Origin of the sequence: Pedobacter nutrimenti, from assembly GCF_032678445.1 — a bacterium.
Taxonomy (GTDB): Bacteria; Bacteroidota; Bacteroidia; order Sphingobacteriales; family Sphingobacteriaceae; genus Pedobacter; species Pedobacter nutrimenti_A.
The window spans coordinates 49719-67716 of record NZ_JAVTSQ010000019.1; the positions used below are offsets into that span (position 1 = coordinate 49719).

16 protein-coding genes are annotated in these 17998 nt (G+C 42.7%); 5 read left to right on the forward strand and 11 right to left on the reverse strand.

Going from position 1 to position 17998, the window contains the following annotated elements:
• Positions 1–22 precede the first annotated feature (22 nt).
• From R2S08_RS26450 to R2S08_RS26470, 5 genes are all read right to left on the reverse strand, one after another.
• Positions 23–313: a putative quinol monooxygenase gene (locus tag R2S08_RS26450; RefSeq protein WP_316837941.1), complete on the reverse strand. Its 291-nt coding sequence runs from the start codon at positions 311–313 to the stop codon at positions 23–25.
• The gene (locus R2S08_RS26455) at positions 285–926 is read right to left on the reverse strand and encodes an NAD(P)H-dependent oxidoreductase (protein WP_316837942.1); all 642 of its coding nucleotides are present in this window, start codon (positions 924–926) and stop codon (positions 285–287) included. The genes R2S08_RS26450 and R2S08_RS26455 overlap by 29 nt, the downstream gene beginning before the upstream one ends.
• A 99-nt stretch (positions 927–1025) precedes the next feature.
• On the reverse strand, positions 1026–2198 hold the full coding sequence (locus R2S08_RS26460) for a glycoside hydrolase 100 family protein (protein WP_316837943.1): 1173 nt from the start codon (positions 2196–2198) through the stop codon (positions 1026–1028).
• An 11-nt stretch (positions 2199–2209) separates the two neighbouring features.
• Positions 2210–3352 (reverse strand): glycosyltransferase family 4 protein, encoded by a 1143-nt coding sequence (locus R2S08_RS26465; protein WP_316837944.1) that lies wholly within the window; start codon positions 3350–3352, stop codon positions 2210–2212.
• Positions 3349–3978, reverse strand: coding sequence for a PIG-L deacetylase family protein (locus R2S08_RS26470; protein ID WP_316837945.1), 630 nt, complete (start codon positions 3976–3978; stop codon positions 3349–3351). Before R2S08_RS26470 ends, R2S08_RS26465 begins: the two co-directional genes overlap by 4 nt.
• A gap of 185 nt (positions 3979–4163) precedes the next feature.
• Between R2S08_RS26470 and R2S08_RS26475 the strand changes: the two genes are divergently transcribed.
• Complete coding sequence (locus R2S08_RS26475; RefSeq protein ID WP_316837946.1) at positions 4164–4985, forward strand: ATP-binding protein; 822 nt, start codon at positions 4164–4166, stop codon at positions 4983–4985.
• A gap of 3 nt (positions 4986–4988) precedes the next feature.
• Here R2S08_RS26475 and R2S08_RS26480 read toward each other — a convergent pair whose 3' ends face one another.
• The gene (locus tag R2S08_RS26480) at positions 4989–6437 is read right to left on the reverse strand and encodes an APC family permease (RefSeq protein WP_316837947.1); all 1449 of its coding nucleotides are present in this window, start codon (positions 6435–6437) and stop codon (positions 4989–4991) included.
• A gap of 202 nt (positions 6438–6639) precedes the next feature.
• Here R2S08_RS26480 and R2S08_RS26485 point away from each other — a divergent pair, with 202 nt between their 5' ends.
• From R2S08_RS26485 to R2S08_RS26495, 3 genes are all read left to right on the forward strand, one after another.
• Positions 6640–8841: a sodium-translocating pyrophosphatase gene (locus R2S08_RS26485; RefSeq protein WP_316837948.1), complete on the forward strand. Its 2202-nt coding sequence runs from the start codon at positions 6640–6642 to the stop codon at positions 8839–8841.
• A 153-nt stretch (positions 8842–8994) separates the two neighbouring features.
• Positions 8995–10500, forward strand: coding sequence for an amino acid permease (locus tag R2S08_RS26490; protein ID WP_316837949.1), 1506 nt, complete (start codon positions 8995–8997; stop codon positions 10498–10500).
• 101 nt (positions 10501–10601) lie between these two features.
• Positions 10602–11171 (forward strand): MarC family protein, encoded by a 570-nt coding sequence (locus R2S08_RS26495; RefSeq protein ID WP_316837950.1) that lies wholly within the window; start codon positions 10602–10604, stop codon positions 11169–11171.
• A 164-nt stretch (positions 11172–11335) separates the two neighbouring features.
• On the opposite strand, the gene R2S08_RS26500 is transcribed toward R2S08_RS26495, so the two are convergent.
• From R2S08_RS26500 to R2S08_RS26520, 5 genes are all read right to left on the reverse strand, one after another.
• Positions 11336–12499, reverse strand: coding sequence for an RsmB/NOP family class I SAM-dependent RNA methyltransferase (locus R2S08_RS26500; protein WP_316837951.1), 1164 nt, complete (start codon positions 12497–12499; stop codon positions 11336–11338).
• Complete coding sequence (locus R2S08_RS26505) at positions 12496–13722, reverse strand: ABC transporter substrate-binding protein (RefSeq protein ID WP_316837952.1); 1227 nt, start codon at positions 13720–13722, stop codon at positions 12496–12498. The genes R2S08_RS26500 and R2S08_RS26505 overlap by 4 nt, the downstream gene beginning before the upstream one ends.
• Complete coding sequence (guaA, locus tag R2S08_RS26510) at positions 13679–15208, reverse strand: glutamine-hydrolyzing GMP synthase (protein WP_316837953.1); 1530 nt, start codon at positions 15206–15208, stop codon at positions 13679–13681. Before guaA ends, R2S08_RS26505 begins: the two co-directional genes overlap by 44 nt.
• 10 nt (positions 15209–15218) lie before the next feature.
• Positions 15219–15665 carry a deoxycytidylate deaminase gene (locus R2S08_RS26515; RefSeq protein ID WP_108554357.1) on the reverse strand — a complete coding sequence of 149 codons (447 nt, stop codon included), beginning with the start codon at positions 15663–15665 and terminating at the stop codon, positions 15219–15221.
• Between the two features lie 94 nt (positions 15666–15759).
• Positions 15760–17190 carry an MFS transporter gene (locus R2S08_RS26520; protein WP_316837954.1) on the reverse strand — a complete coding sequence of 477 codons (1431 nt, stop codon included), beginning with the start codon at positions 17188–17190 and terminating at the stop codon, positions 15760–15762.
• A 148-nt stretch (positions 17191–17338) separates the two neighbouring features.
• Here R2S08_RS26520 and R2S08_RS26525 point away from each other — a divergent pair, with 148 nt between their 5' ends.
• Positions 17339–17965, forward strand: coding sequence for a LysE family translocator (locus tag R2S08_RS26525; RefSeq protein ID WP_316837955.1), 627 nt, complete (start codon positions 17339–17341; stop codon positions 17963–17965).
• The last annotated feature ends 33 nt before the right edge of the window (positions 17966–17998 follow it).

Genomic DNA, 17998 nt, shown 5'->3' on the forward strand with positions numbered 1-17998 from the left:
TTCTTTTTGCCACCTAATCAGGTTATCCCACCCTTTCCGTTTTATAAATAACTGCCGTTCCATCTATGATGTCTGCGGAATTCTGCACAAATTCCTGAATATGAGGCTGGTGATTGTGAAGGTCTAAACCTTCCTGGCTTGCCCATTCCTCATGAAAAATAAACACTTCCGGAGTTTCGGTACTTTGGTGCAAGTCATATTGCAAACAGGCGGCCTCACTTTTCGAACCGGCTACCAATTCCAGTAGCAGTTCTTTCATGGCTGCAGATTGCCCGGTTTTACTTTTAATAATTGCTGTTAAGAATACGCTCATGATGTTCTAAAGATTGATTGATAAAAAATTCTTCTAAGTGTGCTTTGTATCTTTTCAGATCATTTACAATGTCTGCATTCTTTTCCACATCATGAAAATGAATGCCTTCCAAAGGCTTCATACCGGTAAAGGCATTCATACGGTGAAAACCAAACAGGATGCTGTCGTCAACAGACCGTTCATTAAAAAACTCTCCGGGTAAAGTAAAGGCTGTGGCTGGTGCATTCCAGGAAGAGGTAACCATATATTTCCTTCCATGTAAGGTACCTCCGGTACCATAATTAACGGCTGGATTGATCGAATTTCTTCCGTCACTGTTGTAAATGCCTTTTTGATGACCTGCAGTGAAAACGACATCAATGTATTTTTTCAAAGCATGAGGTACCTGGAACCACCAAATCGGTGTATGGTAAATAACAACGTCTGCCCATACATAGTTTTCAACTTCCTGTGCAGGATCATAATCTTCATTGACATCAGTTGACCGGATCTCAAATTCAGGCCGGCTGCTAAAAAATTCTACTGTGGTATCTAATAAAGTCTTGTTAAAGCGTCCACCAGAATGACCAAACTTTTGTCCGCCATTAATTACAAAGATTTTTTTTATGTCCATTTTATTTTCTTTCTGATTTATGGACACAAAGTTACAGCGCATTATACTACTATTATAATAGTATAAATCATAGTGTTCTATTATAATTATGATAGAAAGCTAATAGCTCCTGATCTCCTCAAAGAAAGGTGTGCGCTTTTCCTCCACGCAAGTCGCGGCATATAGATAAAGTGCTGCAGACCAGGTTTGCCAGTCTTGCCCTTTAGGTAAACCGTCCTGGGCTTTATACCATTCATTAAATCCATATTTAAGGCTTTTATTGACTGGTTGTTTGATGAGCATGGTTAAGGCATAGAGTTTTTTACGCGCCAGTTCAAATTTACCAGCGGCCACCAGCGCAGCAATATAAAATCCTGAAATAAAGGGCCAGATTCCACCATTATGATAATTCCCGGGCAGGTTAAAGTCTGCATACCGGGGAATCCAGTCTGGATCTTTGGGAAGAATAAAGGGAAAGAAATTTGGCGTTACATCTACTGACAAATCACCACTGTCTTTCATTTCGCCGCAGGCGCCCTCAATCCAGGAGATCATTTCTTTTGCCCGGCTAAGCGGGGCCAGGCCGGATAAAATTGCGATACTGTTGCCCAGCAGATCAAACCTCGCACTGCTATAGACTTTATATGACCACAGGGCATAGTAGGGTTTGCTTTTTACCACCAGCCCCTCATGTACACGGTGGTGGTGTACCGGGCCTTCTACGGTAAAATGTTTCATATCCCGGCACAGGTTTGCAGCACGTTCTTCCTGCCCAAGCATTTTTAGATAGCTGTAGGTTAGCGTATTTACAAACAGACCATAACCAAGTACCCATTGTTCGTCCCTCCAGTCGCTGGTGGGCTGTTGGGCAACCAGATATTGATCTGAGGGGCATTGATATTCCATCCAGGTCAGGGACTTTTGCACGGCCTCTTCTAAAAAATGCTTTTCTCCTGTCAGTTTTCTGAAAATGGCTGTAGCCATCAGGAACAATGGAGTGGTATCACTTGCACCGCGGTCTTCTGCATCATGAACCAGGGAAGGTATATGCCCTCTCAAGGATTGATTGGAAGCCAACACCCGCAGGGTTTTTCGCATGCTTTCCAGAAGCAAAGCATTTCCGGATACACCTATCCCCAGGATGGAGATCATCAAATCCCGTGTGTAGGGTTCCGGATATCCCCAGGCGGCTGTGCGCGGAAGCCCCATAAAGGGACCTTTTGCATTATTGATCAAAACTTCTATCGCAGCTTGTTTTGCTGCTTTCACTTCTTCTAAAAAATCTTTTTCCATGATGATCCTGGTTAATAAATGCCTAATCTTTCCTTGATGAGCGCGATAAATTTAGAAGCCACAACCCTGTAATCGAAATGTTCTACTACCCTTTTGCGTCCCGCCTCTCCCATAGATTGCCTTAAGTTTTCATTTAGCAGGAGTTTTACCAATCCATCACGTATATCCGGAACATTTGCCCGGTAGTCTACTGTTCTGGGTACATCAAAAATGACCTTCCGGTTTTCTTCAAACCCGGATTCTGATCCCAGAGTGGTTTCATGGAGTACAATTCTTTCTCCTACTTCAGCCAGAAAAGCCGTTTCTCCATGTACCAGTGTGTCCAGCATCCCCATAGCATGAATGCCGATGACGGGTTTCCCGCAGGCACCTGCTTCTACCTGGAGCATACCAAAACCTTCCAGGCGGGATGGGGCCGCGTAAATATCACAGGCTGCCAGTAAATAGGGGGCAAACTGACGAGACATTACATTGGTTACATATTTCACTTTGGTACCTATCCCAAGCTCATCGGCAAGCTGGAGGTCATAACTATTCTGTAGTTCGGTACGCGGCTGAGGCCACACTTTGCAAAGGTATTTCCAACTGGGAACGGGTGTCTTAATTTCTGCCAGTGCTTGCATAACCTCACGTCCTCCTTTTGAAGCGGCATCACCGCCAACTGTCAGGATCAGTAGTTCATCGGGGGAGATACCAAGCGCTGCTCTTGCCGCCAATACTTTTGGGTCTGTTTTTAGCCGGGGTTGAAAGGCTTCTGTATCGCATCCCACTGGCAGCACCAGAATATTGTCAGCACAAATACCATCTCTGACATACATTTCTTTTACCCAGTTAGAGGTAACCAGGATCAGGGGCAGGGCATTAAGAACCTCCTGATAATTCGCGATATACCCATCGGCAACCAGCCAGGGCACCGCCAGCATACCATGTTGCTGAGGATGGAGTATAATTTTTGGCGTATGCCCCCAATAACCTATGCCCACCACCACATCTGGCTTAAACCAGTGGTAATACCATTCTTTTTCCAGTTGTGATTCAAAGTGCACGGCGTGTACTTCGACATTTAACTCTTTTAATCCCCGGTACAAGAGCTCTCCCTGGGTAGCAAGACCACTGGGTGAGGCTGGATAATCGTATAGCAAGAGTATTTTCATTTTTTTTCAATAAGATTGAGGCGGCTTAATGCAGCTGTATGTGCGGTAAATTCCCAGAAGGCTTCGGCTTTTGGTGTAGCTTGTGCTTCCCAGCTGTAAGGGTTAAAACCATATAATCTGGTCATGATGTCGTATTTACGCTGCCAGATTTCGTGCGGAAGTACGTGATACAATTCTGCTGCTTTGATGGCTTGCGGGGCATAGGAACGGAGCCCATCTTCGTAAGCAAAAGTCCACAAGGCTTTGGAAGAGATTCTTTCCTGTGTCCAGAGCTGCAAAACTGCCCGGCTGGTTTCCTCATGCCGGAGGTGTCTGGTGTATTCCCCATTTAAATCGTGGGTAATGATCAGATCGAAAAACCGCTCAGGCAATAACTCCAGGATGCGCTGTTCCACGTCTTCTTCTACAAGAGGAAATTGTTCCGGACCATCTTCCATATCGCCCATTATTCCTGAAGCCCCCAGAACATCCATTACTTTGTAGAATTTAGGTGCCCGGTCCTCATCGTATTTTCTGGACAAACAGGCCACAAACCAATCCCACTCCGGATGACTTAGGACCAGGCCTCCGGCCCACAGGGTTTCATCGTCTGGATGCGCTACGATCAATGCCACTTTTTTTATCATGTCATTATATTAATCTCCTGTGAATGAAACCCTTTAAAGCCAAAATTGTTTATCCTGGCATACGATTTATAATTCTGGTACAGGGAACAGAGCATTTAGCCAAATTGGCTGAGTAGTTTAAAGGATGATTTTTTCTTCTTTCCCTGGAATTCAGCTACCTTTAACAAAGACCTTTACTAAAGAAAATGAAATTATACCTCAGCCTGGCAGCCTTGTTCTGCCTTTCTTTACCTTTAAAAGCCCAGCACCGGCTTATTAAACTCTGGGAAACCGACAGTGTTGTCAATCTTCCTGAATCTGTTTTGCCAGATACCAAGGCTAAAATTCTGTATACTTCTATTATGGGGAACAATCCGAATGATAAAGACGGCATTGGAGGGGTGGCAAAGATAGGCCTGAATGGAAAAATACTGGACCACAACTGGATACAAGGCCTAAACGCGCCTAAAGGATTGGCGCGTTATGGAAATACTCTTTATGTAGCAGATTTGACCGATGTGGTGGTGATTGATATCGCAAAAGGGAAAGTATTGCGTAAGATCCCGATCGAGAACACTAAATTCCTGAACGATATTACGGTGAACAGTAAAGGCATAGTATACGTATCTGATTCCCGTACCAAAAGGATCTATGCCATCCGCAATGATATACCTGAATTATACCTGGACAGCATTGCTGGTGTAAATGGCTTGAAGGCGATTGGCGATGATCTTTACATTGTTGGTGGTAAAAACATTTTAAAAGCCGATGCACATAAACATCTAACCAAAATTGCGGAACTGCCTTATGGTGGCGACGGGCTTGAACCTATCGGAAACGGCGATTTCTTATTTACAGCCTGGGGAGGTTATGTATATTATGTATATGCCGATGGCCGGCACGAGCTTTTACTGGACACGCATGAAGCAAAGAAAAATACAGCCGACCTGGGTTATGATCCGGTAAAGCGGATTTTGTACATCCCAACTTTTTGGAAAAAAAGCGTGATGGCCTACCAGCTGAAATAAAAACTAAGCCTCTTCCTTTGCTCTCGTCATATAATACACCGGAATGCCAAGCAGCATAATCAGTACGCCCCAGCCACAGGTATTGGTCTTATAAATAAGCAAGGCAATACAAAGTGCAGAAGCAACAATGATATACAGGAAAGGTAAAACCGGGTAGCCAAAGGCTTTATAAGGCCGTTCTGCATCGGGCATTTTCTTACGTAAAATAAAGATACCGTATATGGTCAGGATATAGAAAATCAGTACAATGATTACAACAAAATCCAGCAGATCTCCATATTTTCCTGTTAAACATAAAGCTGATGCCCAGATACCCTGTACCCAAAGCGCCCAGCCTGGTACATCATTGCCATTCAGTTTGGCTGCATTTTTAAAAAACAGCCCGTCCTTGGCCATGGTATAATAGACCCTTGCCCCGGCCATGATCAGCCCATTGTTACAGGCAAATGTGGAGATCATAATCATCACTGCAATAATAATGGTTCCTGCTTGTCCAAAAATATGTTGCGCAGCCACTACGGCAACACGATCTGATTTTGCTGTCGTAATCTCATCCAGGGGCAATACGGCTATATACATTACATTGGCCAGGATATAAATGATGCTGACAATAAGGGTTCCAAGGAACAGACTTAATCCAACATTCCGTTCCGGCCTTTTAATTTCACCTGCGATAAAGGTGACACCGGCCCAGGCATCACTGGAGAAAAGAGAACCCACCATAGCGGCTGAAATACCGGAGAGCAATAAAGTTCCGCTAATATTGGTCCATTGCAGTGTTTCCAGGCTGAAGGAACGCGTTGACCAGGCATTGGTCCAGTTGGCGTTCCAGACTTCTGCTTTAGCACCTAGTGTAAAACCGAAAACAATCAATCCGAACAGAGAAAGAATTTTAACAATTGTAAGTATCGTTTGCAGGATCTTACTGTTTTTTACCCCACGGCTGTTCAAATAAGTTAACAATACGATCGTGATGATGGAAACGAGCTGGGCAGCACTGATCGAAAAATGTTCCGGGATGCCTTTGTCACTTACCCCGGTCTGAATTTGCCAGAGGATATTATTTTCACTGAATGGTTCGTATAAATAGGCTGTAAATTTAGAAAAGGCCACACCTACCGCAGCAATAGTTCCGGTTTGGATCACTCCAAAGAGACTCCAGCCATATAAAAAAGCAATGAGCTTATTATAAGCTTCTTTGAGGTAAACATACTGCCCTCCCGCTTTGGGAAACATGGCACTCAGTTCTCCATAGCTTACGGCAGCGGTCATTGTAATCAATGCGGTAGCGACCCAGATCAGGATCAGCCATCCGGCCGAACCGACTTGTCTGGCAATATCGGCACTCACAATAAAAATTCCTGAGCCGATCATGGAGCCTACAACGAGCATAGTTCCATCGAGCAGTCCTAGTTCTCTTTTAAAAGAATGCCCCTGTGTATCTTTTTCCATTGGTTTGGTTTTGGTTGGTTTTGGTTTCCCTGTTGGTCTGCACTAAGATATTTAAAAATTTGAATAATAAAACACCTCGATTAAACAGGGGATTAAAAATTTGCGAATATGGGAAACACTTTTATTTTTGTATATATTAGCTAGAGTCAAGCAAGCTGATTACCAAACGCATATCACCAATCTAACCAAATACAAATAATTTATGGAGTTTCTACAAAACAATCTTATTTACATGATACCAGTCTTCGGACTGGTAGGAATCCTGGTTATGGCCATCCAAAGTGCCTGGGTAAGTAAACAGGACGCAGGAGATGCGACGATGACCGAACTTGCCGGCCACATTGCCGACGGAGCCATGGCCTTTTTAAAGGCGGAATGGAAAGTACTGACCTATTTTGTAATTATTGCCGGTGCCCTATTGGCCTGGTCCGGAACCATGACCGGCAGCGCCGAGGCCCCTATTCATTCCAGCCCGGTCATTGCGGTTGCTTTTTTAATTGGAGCTGTATTTTCAGCTTTTGCTGGTTATCTGGGCATGCGTATTGCGACCAAGGCCAATGTGAGGACGACCCAGGCAGCCCGAACCAGCCTGGCCAAGGCCTTGAAAGTATCTTTTACTGGCGGTACCGTGATGGGCTTCGGCGTTGCAGGCTTAGCCATTTTTGGTCTTGGAGGCTTATTTATTGTTTTGTATTCCAGTTTTGTACCCGCAGGGAGCCTCGCTTCGGGCGTAGACATGAAAAAAACTATTGAAGTACTTGCCGGCTTTTCTTTAGGTGCAGAAAGTATAGCGCTTTTTGCCAGGGTTGGCGGCGGAATTTATACCAAAGCTGCCGATGTTGGTGCTGACCTGGTGGGTAAAGTAGAAGCCGGAATTCCTGAAGATGATGTGAGGAACCCGGCAACCATTGCAGATAATGTGGGCGACAATGTGGGTGATGTTGCCGGTATGGGTGCCGATCTTTTTGGCTCTTATGTGGCCACCATTTTGGCCACGATGGTTTTGGGGCAGGAAATTAAATCAGAAGACCAGTTTGGAGGTATGGCGCCCATCCTGCTGCCGATGTTGATTGCCGGTCTGGGATTAATCTTTTCTATTGTTTCTTCCTGGTTTGTAAAGATCAGCAAAGAAACCGATAGCGTTCAAAATGCTTTAAATATTGGAAACTGGTTGTCTATTCTTTTAACAGCTATTGCAGCCTATTTTGCCGTACATTGGATGCTGCCGGAGCATATGTCTATCCGGGGCTTTGAGTTTACTGCATCTGCAGTATATTATTCTATAGTGGTAGGTCTGGTGGTTGGAACACTGATGAGTTTGATCACAGAGTACTATACTGCTATGGGGAAACGTCCTGTGCAATCCATCATTAATCAGTCTTCTACCGGTCATGCCACGAATATCATTGGGGGTTTGTCTGTGGGTATGGAGTCTACGGTATTGCCTATTCTTGTATTGGCCTCCGGAATTTACGGTTCTTACTATTTTGCAGGATTCTACGGTGTAGCAATTGCTGCAGCCGGAATGATGGCCACAACAGCGATGCAACTGGCTATTGATGCTTTTGGACCGATAGCAGATAACGCTGGTGGTATTGCGGAAATGAGTGGTCTGCCTAAAGAGGTACGTGAGCGTACAGACAATCTGGATGCGGTAGGAAATACAACTGCTGCTACGGGTAAAGGCTTTGCTATTGCTTCTGCAGCTTTAACTTCCCTGGCTTTATTCGCTGCCTTTGCAGGGATTTCGGGAATCACTTCTATTGACATTTATAAAGCCAATGTACTTGCAGGTCTGTTTGTAGGCGGCATGATCCCCTTTATATTTTCTTCACTTTGTATTTCTGCAGTTGGCCGTGCAGCCATGGCCATGGTACAGGAAGTAAGAAGACAGTTTAAGGAAATTCCGGGCATTATGGAATACAAAGCTAAACCGGAATACGAAAAATGTGTAGCCATTTCTACCAATGCTTCTATTCGGGAAATGATGTTGCCGGGTGCAATTGCCCTGGTCGTTCCATTAATTGTAGGTTTTACTTTTGGTCCTGAAGTTTTAGGTGGACTACTGGCGGGTGTTACCGTATCGGGGGTATTGATGGGTATCTTTCAGTCCAATGCCGGAGGTGCCTGGGACAATGCTAAAAAGTCTTTTGAAAAAGGAGCGATGATCAATGGCACCATGCAATATAAAGGATCAGATGCACATAAAGCTTCTGTAACCGGGGATACTGTTGGAGATCCTTTTAAGGATACCTCCGGTCCTTCTATGAATATCCTGATCAAGTTGATGTCTATTGTATCCCTGATCATTGCCCCTCATATCGCTGTAGGCACCGGAAGCAACGCTCAGGCTAAACTGATTAAGAAAACGGAGACGGTAAAAACAATCCATATAAAACCTTAAAGGTCGTTTAAACCATTATCATTGTTACCGTTAAAAAGGGATTTTCAGATGAAAATCCCTTTTCTTTTTAGAGTTTTTTAACTAGGTTTGGAACGGATATAATTTTACATTCAACCTACATTCATAAAAAACACTTAAACTAAACCTCAAACTATGTTATTTAAAAAATCTATAGACTCCCTGATTAAGGAATCTAATGAGAGCGGTGAAGGCACTCTGAAGCGGACGCTTGGTGTTGGCAATCTCGTCGCTCTGGGTATTGGTGCCATTATTGGTGCGGGGCTATTTGTAAGAACAGCTGCCGCAGCGGCAGACCATGCAGGCCCGGCAGTAACCTTATCCTTTATTCTTGCAGCTGTAGGTTGCGGACTTGCCGGTTTATGCTATGCAGAATTTGCTTCAATGATCCCGATAGCAGGAAGTGCATATACTTATTCTTACGCTACAATGGGAGAAGTGGTGGCCTGGATTATAGGTTGGGATTTAGTCTTGGAATATGCACTTGGCGCAGCCACGGTATCTATTGCCTGGTCTGAATATCTTAACAAATTACTGGAGAATTTTGGTTGTTCTGTACCTTATGCCTTATGCCATTCTCCTTTTCAAACCTCGCCTGATGGAATTAGTGGAATCATCAATCTTCCAGCCCTGTTTATTGTGTGTCTATTGACTTTTGTTCTCATTAGAGGAACACAAGAATCGGCTACCCTAAACGGAATTATTGTTATTTTAAAAGTAGCTATCGTAATTGCTTTTATAGCTATTGGCTGGGGCTTTATGAATCCTGCGAATCATACACCTTATATCCCTGTGAATGAAGGCGAAGTGAAATTTTTAAAAGGACAGGAGGGCTTCTTTGACTTCTTTACACATAGTTTTGGGAAATTTGGCTGGTCTGGAATTATTGCAGGTGCAGGTGTTGTATTCTTTGCTTTTATTGGCTTTGATGCAGTATCTACTGCTGCTCAGGAAGCTAAAAATCCAAAAAAAGACATGCCTGCGGGAATTCTGATTTCACTTGCGATTTGTACTGTATTGTATGTATTATTTGGTCACGTGATCACTGGTGTTGCTAACTATACAGAGTTCGCCGGGGCTGGTAAAGAGGCTTCTGTAGCTTACGCTATTGAAAAGTATATGCACAACTATCACTGGCTGTCTACTCTGGTCACTGTAGCTATCCTGGCTGGTTTTTCTTCTGTGATTCTGGTGATGCTTTTAGGGCAGTCAAGAGTGTTTTTCTCTATGTCTAAAGATGGATTGGTTCCAAAAATGTTCTCTGCAGTTCACCCTAAATTCAAGACACCTTACAAATCAAATCTTATTTTCCTTGTTTTTGTGGGTTTATTTGCGGCATTTGTACCAGGAGATGTTGTTGGAGACATGACCAGTATTGGAACTTTATTTGCATTTACACTGGTGTGTATTGGAGTAATTGTTCTCCGTAAAACGGATCCCAACAGGGAAAGACCATTTAAAACTCCTTTTATGCCAGTTGTTCCTATCCTCGGGGCAGCAGTTTGTATACTGATGATGATTGGTTTGGGTAGGCATAATTGGGAGCGTCTAATGATCTGGATGGTTTTGGGCTTTATCATTTACTTTGCTTATAGTGTAAAGCACTCTATAGTACGTAAGAATCAAAAGTTACAGAAATAAAATCGCGTTCATTTGATAAAATAAAAGAGGCTACTGGTTACAGTGGCCTCTTTTATTTTATCAACATTTATTGCTTAGCTTTGTAATCTAAATTCGCTGCTATGGAATTCAACCTACGCCAAATCCTCTCCACCTCTATGGTCCTGTTTGCCATCATTGACATTTTAGGTGCTATTCCTGTAGTGATTGAACTCCGCAGAAAGGCCGGACATATCCAGTCTGAAAAGGCGACCATTGTTGCCGCAGTATTGATGATCATTTTCTTGTTTGCCGGAGAAACTTTACTGAAAGTCATTGGACTGGATGTGGAGTCCTTTGCCATTGCAGGTTCTTTTGTGATCTTCTTTATTGCCATGGAAATGGTTCTCGGCCTGACGATATTTAAAGAAGGAGATGCTCCTGAAACCGTATCCATTGTGCCATTGGCTTTTCCTTTAATTGCCGGCGCAGGAACTATGACGACCTTGCTTTCCTTAAAAACAGAATATGCTACCCAAAATATTATTGTTGGGATTATGATCAATATGATCTTCGTTTATTTTGTTTTGAAAAATACAGAAAGACTGGAAAAGCTATTTGGTAAATCCGGGCTGAATGTCTTAAGAAAGGCCTTTGGAATTATCTTACTGGCCATTGCCATTAAATTGTTCAGAAGTAATACCCACCTGTAACTTTTCCTGCAGGATCGCGTCTTATAGTTAAGTAATAAGTATATGAACAGCTTTGAACAATATACGTTGATTATTGGCCTGCTGGCCGTCTGTATTGAAGCCCTTAGACATCTGAAGGACGGTGTGCGGCATTGGCTGCATCCTCAGCCCCATAACAAAAGGGATTAGTTTTTGATCAGCCTGGCAGCAAACATGGTATCGGCCTTATCCTGATAACCTTTGATGACCTCCATACGTTCCAGGCTCAGGCCTAGTTCTTTTTGCAGGTAATCCACCACCTCTTCGTTTTCCTGTTTAAAAACGGAACATGTGATGTAAATTAAAGGTTTCCCCTCCTTTAGGTATTTGACAACACCTGCAGCAATACTTTTTTGCAGTTTGTTAAAGTAGGCTATTTTATGCTCTTCGAATGTTGTAAGCATTTCCGGTGTCCGTCCCCAGGTACCCGAACCCGAGCATGGGGCATCCAGAATGATCCCGTCAAAAGCATAGTGATGTAATTCCTGATCATTATTCTGAAGCAGGTCAAGTACCTTTTTCTGATATTTTTTCAATCCGGCTGTTTGAAAACGTTCGTCCAGATTGCGCAGGCTGTTTTCCCGTACATCACTGACCAACAGTTCAATCTTTGGTTCCAGATCATGCAACAAAAGAGATTTTCCACCAGAAGCTGCACAGCAATCCCACCAGTAATCATATTTTTGAGGCTCGAAAAAGGCACCGGTTTTCTGAGAAGACAGATCTTGTACCTGATAGGCGCCCTGATTGGATAATACCTGGTCCAGTTTAGTGCCGTTCGGAAGTCCAAATGTCTTTCCATCGATATCATGTACCACTACATTTGCTGCTTTTAGGGCATTTAGAATCTCTAGAGAACGATTTTGCTGTATCCTGATGAACAAGTCCGGCTGGATAAAAAAAGACTGTAAAAAGGCTTCTGTATCAATTTCCTCAGAAAGCAAACCAGAAAAAGGAAATACCTCTTCGAGCTGGAACGCAGGATATGCATCACCAACCAGCGCAAGTTTGGCCGGAACAGGAAGTTCCACCTGCTCGGCAAAGTGTGGCAAATGGGCCTCAATCATCAAACTGCTGGTATTGTTGCATAAAAAATCGGCAACAGCAAGACGTTGCAATGTATTTTCTGCGGGTAAGGCTTTACCCAAACGATAAAAACTATACATGTACCGGCTGGCCCAACGCCTGTCAGAAGAGCCCATTTGCTTATACTTTTTAAAATGTCCCACTAAAAACCGGTGCAGCGGCAAAGCGCCGTCATAGCTTTTCAAGATCAGCTCAAAAGCTTTGATCTGGTGCTCTAATCTCATTCTATTATGTTTAAATCGTAGTCCTTATACTTTAAAAGCATCAGGCTGGTATTAATATACCCGTATTGAGGGTCATGGATAAAATTAAAAGAATTATGCAGGCCTTTATATCTTTCTCTGGTTAAATATTTCAAGTAATTTTCACCATGTTCAGACAACTGTTTTCCAAAGAAATAACCAATATCAAAGCCTTTAAAAGAATACTCACTCGGTTCAAAACTAAATGTCTTTCGGTATTTTTTCACAAAGTCAATAACTACCGGGCTCTTGTAATTTACTTTATAAGAAGAACTGATTACGGTATTGAGGAGTTGCAGCTTTTCTGTTGTATAATTTTGTTTCACCCAGTCAGGATGGCCAAAAAGATCGATATCAAAACCAGCTTTTTTCATTTTCACCAGTTTATCTATACTTGCTGCCACAAACTTGCGATCAGATGAACTCAGCATGACCACATATTTCTTAGTCTTTACAGCTTTTGTTTCCATGGTAAAAACGGAAGCATATTCTTCGAATTTAAACTTGCTGGCTTTTTGTGAAACAAAGTATTCCCGTAGCGGTTCTCCCAGGGTTTCATCTCCATTCTTCCTGGCATTGATCAATATCACTACCGTATTTGCCGGGTCATATTTCCTGACAATAAAGTTGCCCATTTTCTTGGCATGAAGGTCAATATTATTGACGATGGAAATGAGGTTCGGGTTTCCAAACTCTGAGGGTTGTGTCGCTGCCAATGGAGAGACGACAGGCAATTGATGTGCAATGGAATAGGCTGCCATCGCTTTAAGCCCATCCGGAAACACAGGTCCAATAATCAGGTTGTTTTCCAATAAACTTCCGGTATTGAACAAGCGGTTCAGCTGGTCATTGTCATCGCGGGTATCATAGACATTCACTTTGAAATTTAAGCCTGCAGCAGCCGCGGAGTCAATCCCCATTTTAAAGCCCTGATAGAAATCAATGGCCATTGCATATCGCTCTATATCGGCTTTACTTTCCGTTTTTGGCTTGAACTCATTCAGTTTAAACGGCACGAGCAAAGAGATACTCGCTTGTGTAAATTTCTTAGCGGGTTTCTCTTCTTCTTTTTTGACTTCGGCAGTGACTTTATTCTTATTGGGCCGTACCTTTTTCGAACAGGAAGAAAGGTACAGCCCAAGAAGGATCAATAGGAAATATTTACTCCCACTCAATCGTAGCCGGTGGTTTTGAACTAATATCATATACTACCCTATTTATTCCTTTTACTTTGTTAATGATTTCATTAGAAATTTTAGCGAGTATATTGTATGGAAGATGACACCAGTCAGCGGTCATTCCATCAACAGATTCTACAGCCCTGAGACAAATTACATGCTCATAGGTACGCTCATCTCCCATTACCCCAACAGATTGTACAGGTAAGAAGATGGCTCCGGCCTGCCAAACTTTATCGTAAAGGCCGGCTTCTTTAAGGTTATTGATATAGATAGCGTCGGCTTCCTGAAGGATCGCTACTTTGTCGGCTGTTACTTCTCCAAGGATCCTGATGGCAAGCCCCGGACCAGGGAAAGGGTGACGGCCAATAATAAAATCTTCCAGACCTAATGAACGTCCTACTCTTCTTACTTCGTCTTTAAATAGTGTATTCAATGGTTCTACCACCTTTAACTTCATAAAGTCTGGTAGTCCGCCAACATTGTGATGCGATTTTATTGTTGCTGAAGGTCCTTTAACAGAAACGGATTCGATCACGTCGGGATAAATAGTCCCTTGTGCCAGCCATTTAACATCCTGCACCAAATGCGCTTCATCGTCAAAAACCTCAATAAATACGCGGCCAATAGCTTTGCGTTTCAATTCCGGATCTTTAACACCTGCCAGCTGGCTTAAAAAGCGGTCTTTGGCATCTACACCTTTAATGTTCAGCCCTAAATGTTTGTATTGTTCCAGAACGGCATCATATTCTCCTTTACGAAGCAAACCATTATCAACAAAAATACAATGCAGATTTTTCCCGATGGCCTTGTGCAACAGGATCGCAGCAACACTGGAATCTACACCTCCGGAAAGGGCAAGTACGACCTTATCATTTCCTAATTTTGCCTGAAGGTCGGCTATAGTCGTTTCTACAAAGGCATCCGGTGTCCATTGCTGATGACATCCACAGATATCAACCAAGAAGTTTTGAAGCAATTGCTTGCCATCCAAACTGTGGGTTACTTCCGGGTGGAACTGAATTGCATATGTCTCGGTATTTTTAACCTGGAAGGCAGCAACCCTTACACTGTCTGTACTGGCAATCAGTTCAAAATCTTCAGGAACAACAGTGATGGTATCTCCATGGGACATCCACACCTGAGAATCTGAGGAAATATTTTTAAACAGTGGGTTTCCTTTAGCTACATAATTCAGATTTGCCCTTCCGTATTCCCTTGTAGAAGAAGCCTGAACTTCCCCTCCGGATTGCTGAGCAATGTACTGAGCTCCATAACAAACCGCCAGCACCGGGTAGTTTTTATGGAATCTGGACAGATCAATTTGAGGAGCATCTTCCTGGCGTACTGAGTAAGGACTACCGGAAAAGATAACACCTTTTACGTCTGATGAAAACTCTGGAATGTTATTGAAAGGATATATTTCGCAATAAACGTTTAATTCGCGAACTCTGCGTGCAATTAACTGTGTATATTGGGATCCAAAATCGAGAATTATGATTTTTTCTAGCATGGACACAAAGTTAGTATTTATTCACTTCTACACCGAATCTTTTTAAGAAATCAACCCCCTCATCACTCGGAAGTCCTTTATACTCTGCATAGGAGTCTTTATAGACCACTACTTTAATGCCTGAGGAGAGGATTAAACGTGCACAGGCTATGCAGGGGGATAATGTGGTGTACAATGTTCCGCCTTCAATATTAGAACCATTTTTGGTGGCAAACAGGATGGCATTTTCTTCTGCATGCAGTGCCAGGGAGCAACTGCCTCTGGAGTCTCTGTCGCAACCGGTTTCCGGCCATTCCTCATCACAGTTATGTGTCCCCGAAGGAGGGCCATTATAGCCTATAGAGATGATCCGGGTATCTTTGGTCAGGACAGCGCCTACCTGAGCCCTGACACAATGTGAACGGGCAGACAGATCTGTGGCCAGGTGCATAAATATATCTTTAAATCCTTTCTTCATGGGCTGCATTTCAATTAAAACGGATGCAAATATAGGCGAAAAAAAATCCCTCCCTTATTTATTCAGGGAAGGATTTCTTGATTGTTTTATTCCTTTAATGTCCGCCGGAAAGTTTCTTATCGAAACTGATGCCCTGCGATCTCAGGATTCCACTTACCCTCCAGGCATAAAATGCCAGGTAAGAAAAACATATGATACCTACAACATAACTATACTGGATGCCGGTGAATTCGGATACATAACCTTGGATCCAACTGATGATACCTCCACCCATGATCATCATGATCAGGAAGCTACTGCCCTGGCTGGTGTTTTTGCCTAATCCACTTACGGCTAAAGTAAAGATACAAGGCCATAAAGTACTGCAGAATAATCCTACACTGGTAAATGCATATACACTCACCATGCCTTTGGTAAACATACCGATCAACAGGGCTGTAATGCCAATAAACGAGAATATAAGAAGCATCCTGGCCGGATTTCCTTTACTGGCCATATCTGCAATGATCAATACCAGAATAATTAATCCGTACACATAGAACGGTGCCAGGTCATGATGAAACATCGCATTCACCCCTAAGAAAATCGCAAAAGCTAAATAAGGAGCAATAAATCTCAATATTTTCTGGGTTCCTACATTATCTGTGAAAGCCTCTACCGCCCCGGTCCATCTACCGATCATCATACTTGCCCAATACAGGGATACATAGGGTGCAATATCTTTAATCGCAAATCCAAGATCTCTTTCCATATAAGCAGGAAGATTACTGGCTGTTGATACTTCAACACCTACATAAACGAAGATTGCAACCATTCCTAATACCAGTTGAGGGTATTTTAAAGCTGAGCCTTTCATACTTGAATCCTCTACTTTAGCCTCAACCAAAGTTGGCCTGTCGGGTAAAGAAGATAGTTTCAGGAATATGGCTACCACAATAAATGCAACACCTAAGATCAGATAAGGCACTTTAACGCTTTCTATACTTACGTTTTCGCTTGCGCTGGACAGAGAACCAAAAATAGCAAAACTCACAATCAGGGGGCCTATTGTTGTACCAAAATTATTGATCCCTCCGGCAAGCGTTAAACGCTGTGAACCTGTTGTAATCGGACCTAAAGCGATAGCAAGTGGATTTGCAACTGTTTGCTGCAGGGAGAACCCAAGGGCAACAATGAACAGACCAGACAACATCAGCGGAAATGAGCCTAAGTTCGCGGCAGGATAGAACAATAAAGTTCCTACAGCAGAAATAACCAGACCTAATGCCAATGAATTTTTGTAACCGATCTTATTGACAAGATCTTGTTTCATAAGAACCGAAACTGCATTATAGATTAATGAGCCCACAGTATACGCAATGTAAAAGGCTAATGACACCCATTGACTTTGGCTTTGGGTAAGGTCAAAGGCTTTTTTGAAAACGGGAATTAAAATGTCATTACTGGCGGCTACAAAGCCCCAAAAAAAGAATACCGTGACGAGGGGTATGAACTGCCCCCATTTGGTCTGTGTTTGTTGTTCCATGTTTATGGTTAGTGAAAAGTTTTAAGCGCTAAACTTAAATAAAAATTGTTGTATACCAAAGTGTATTGTTTACACGCTAAAACTAGTAAAAAAATAGGCGTATTTAAGGTATAAAATTGCATATTGCATAAAAATACGTTTAGGTTAGATGTTTGAAGCAATATTACAAGGGATAGGTGCAGGGGTTTTATTTTCGTTTTTAACGGGGCCTGTATTCTTCTCCATGATTAAAACAAGTATTGAGAAGGGATTTAAAGCGGGATTTTCTTTAGCCATTGGCGTTATACTAAGTGACATCGTATTCATCAGCGCCACCATTTTCAGTTCGCAATTTGTAGATTACAATTCAAAATACAATCAGTATATAGGTATTATTGGCGGGCTCTTCCTATTGGGTATTGGCCTATATTATCTGATTAAGAAAGTAAAGGTCAATTACGAAATTGATGAAAAGATCAAAATCCGGAAACGGGGTTATATTATCAAAGGTTTCCTGATGTGCCTGCTGTCGCCAACTACCCTAATGTTCTGGATCATGGTTGGCGGAATTGTTTCCGTACAATTGCATTATGATATGAACGAGAAGATTGTCTTCTTTATCATCGCCATGGCTACACAACTTTCCATGGATTCTATAAAGACCTATTATGCAGCAAAACTGAGGTACAAGATCAAAGAAAAGTCTATCCAAACCCTAAACCGCATTGCTGGAGGGGTGATCATTATCTTTGCCATCAGGTTGTTTGTTGAAGTGATCCTGAAATATTACAGATAAAAAAAGCCCTTGCCTGAAATCAGACAAGGGCTT

Coding starts and splice junctions, on each gene's coding strand:
- R2S08_RS26460 (WP_316837943.1), bottom strand. CDS start 2,198: ATGGAAAAAGATTTTTTAGAAGAAGTGAAAGCAGCAAAACAAGCTGCG.
- R2S08_RS26465 (WP_316837944.1), bottom strand. CDS start 3,352: ATGAAAATACTCTTGCTATACGATTATCCAGCCTCACCCAGTGGTCTT.
- R2S08_RS26475 (WP_316837946.1), top strand. CDS start 4,164: ATGAAATTATACCTCAGCCTGGCAGCCTTGTTCTGCCTTTCTTTACCT.
- R2S08_RS26500 (WP_316837951.1), bottom strand. CDS start 12,499: ATGAGATTAGAGCACCAGATCAAAGCTTTTGAGCTGATCTTGAAAAGC.
- R2S08_RS26470 (WP_316837945.1), bottom strand. CDS start 3,978: ATGATAAAAAAAGTGGCATTGATCGTAGCGCATCCAGACGATGAAACC.
- R2S08_RS26480 (WP_316837947.1), bottom strand. CDS start 6,437: ATGGAAAAAGATACACAGGGGCATTCTTTTAAAAGAGAACTAGGACTG.
- guaA (WP_316837953.1), bottom strand. CDS start 15,208: ATGCTAGAAAAAATCATAATTCTCGATTTTGGATCCCAATATACACAG.
- R2S08_RS26455 (WP_316837942.1), bottom strand. CDS start 926: ATGGACATAAAAAAAATCTTTGTAATTAATGGCGGACAAAAGTTTGGT.
- R2S08_RS26525 (WP_316837955.1), top strand. CDS start 17,339: ATGTTTGAAGCAATATTACAAGGGATAGGTGCAGGGGTTTTATTTTCG.
- R2S08_RS26485 (WP_316837948.1), top strand. CDS start 6,640: ATGGAGTTTCTACAAAACAATCTTATTTACATGATACCAGTCTTCGGA.
- R2S08_RS26515 (WP_108554357.1), bottom strand. CDS start 15,665: ATGAAGAAAGGATTTAAAGATATATTTATGCACCTGGCCACAGATCTG.
- R2S08_RS26450 (WP_316837941.1), bottom strand. CDS start 313: ATGAGCGTATTCTTAACAGCAATTATTAAAAGTAAAACCGGGCAATCT.
- R2S08_RS26520 (WP_316837954.1), bottom strand. CDS start 17,190: ATGGAACAACAAACACAGACCAAATGGGGGCAGTTCATACCCCTCGTC.
- R2S08_RS26490 (WP_316837949.1), top strand. CDS start 8,995: ATGTTATTTAAAAAATCTATAGACTCCCTGATTAAGGAATCTAATGAG.
- R2S08_RS26505 (WP_316837952.1), bottom strand. CDS start 13,722: ATGATATTAGTTCAAAACCACCGGCTACGATTGAGTGGGAGTAAATAT.
- R2S08_RS26495 (WP_316837950.1), top strand. CDS start 10,602: ATGGAATTCAACCTACGCCAAATCCTCTCCACCTCTATGGTCCTGTTT.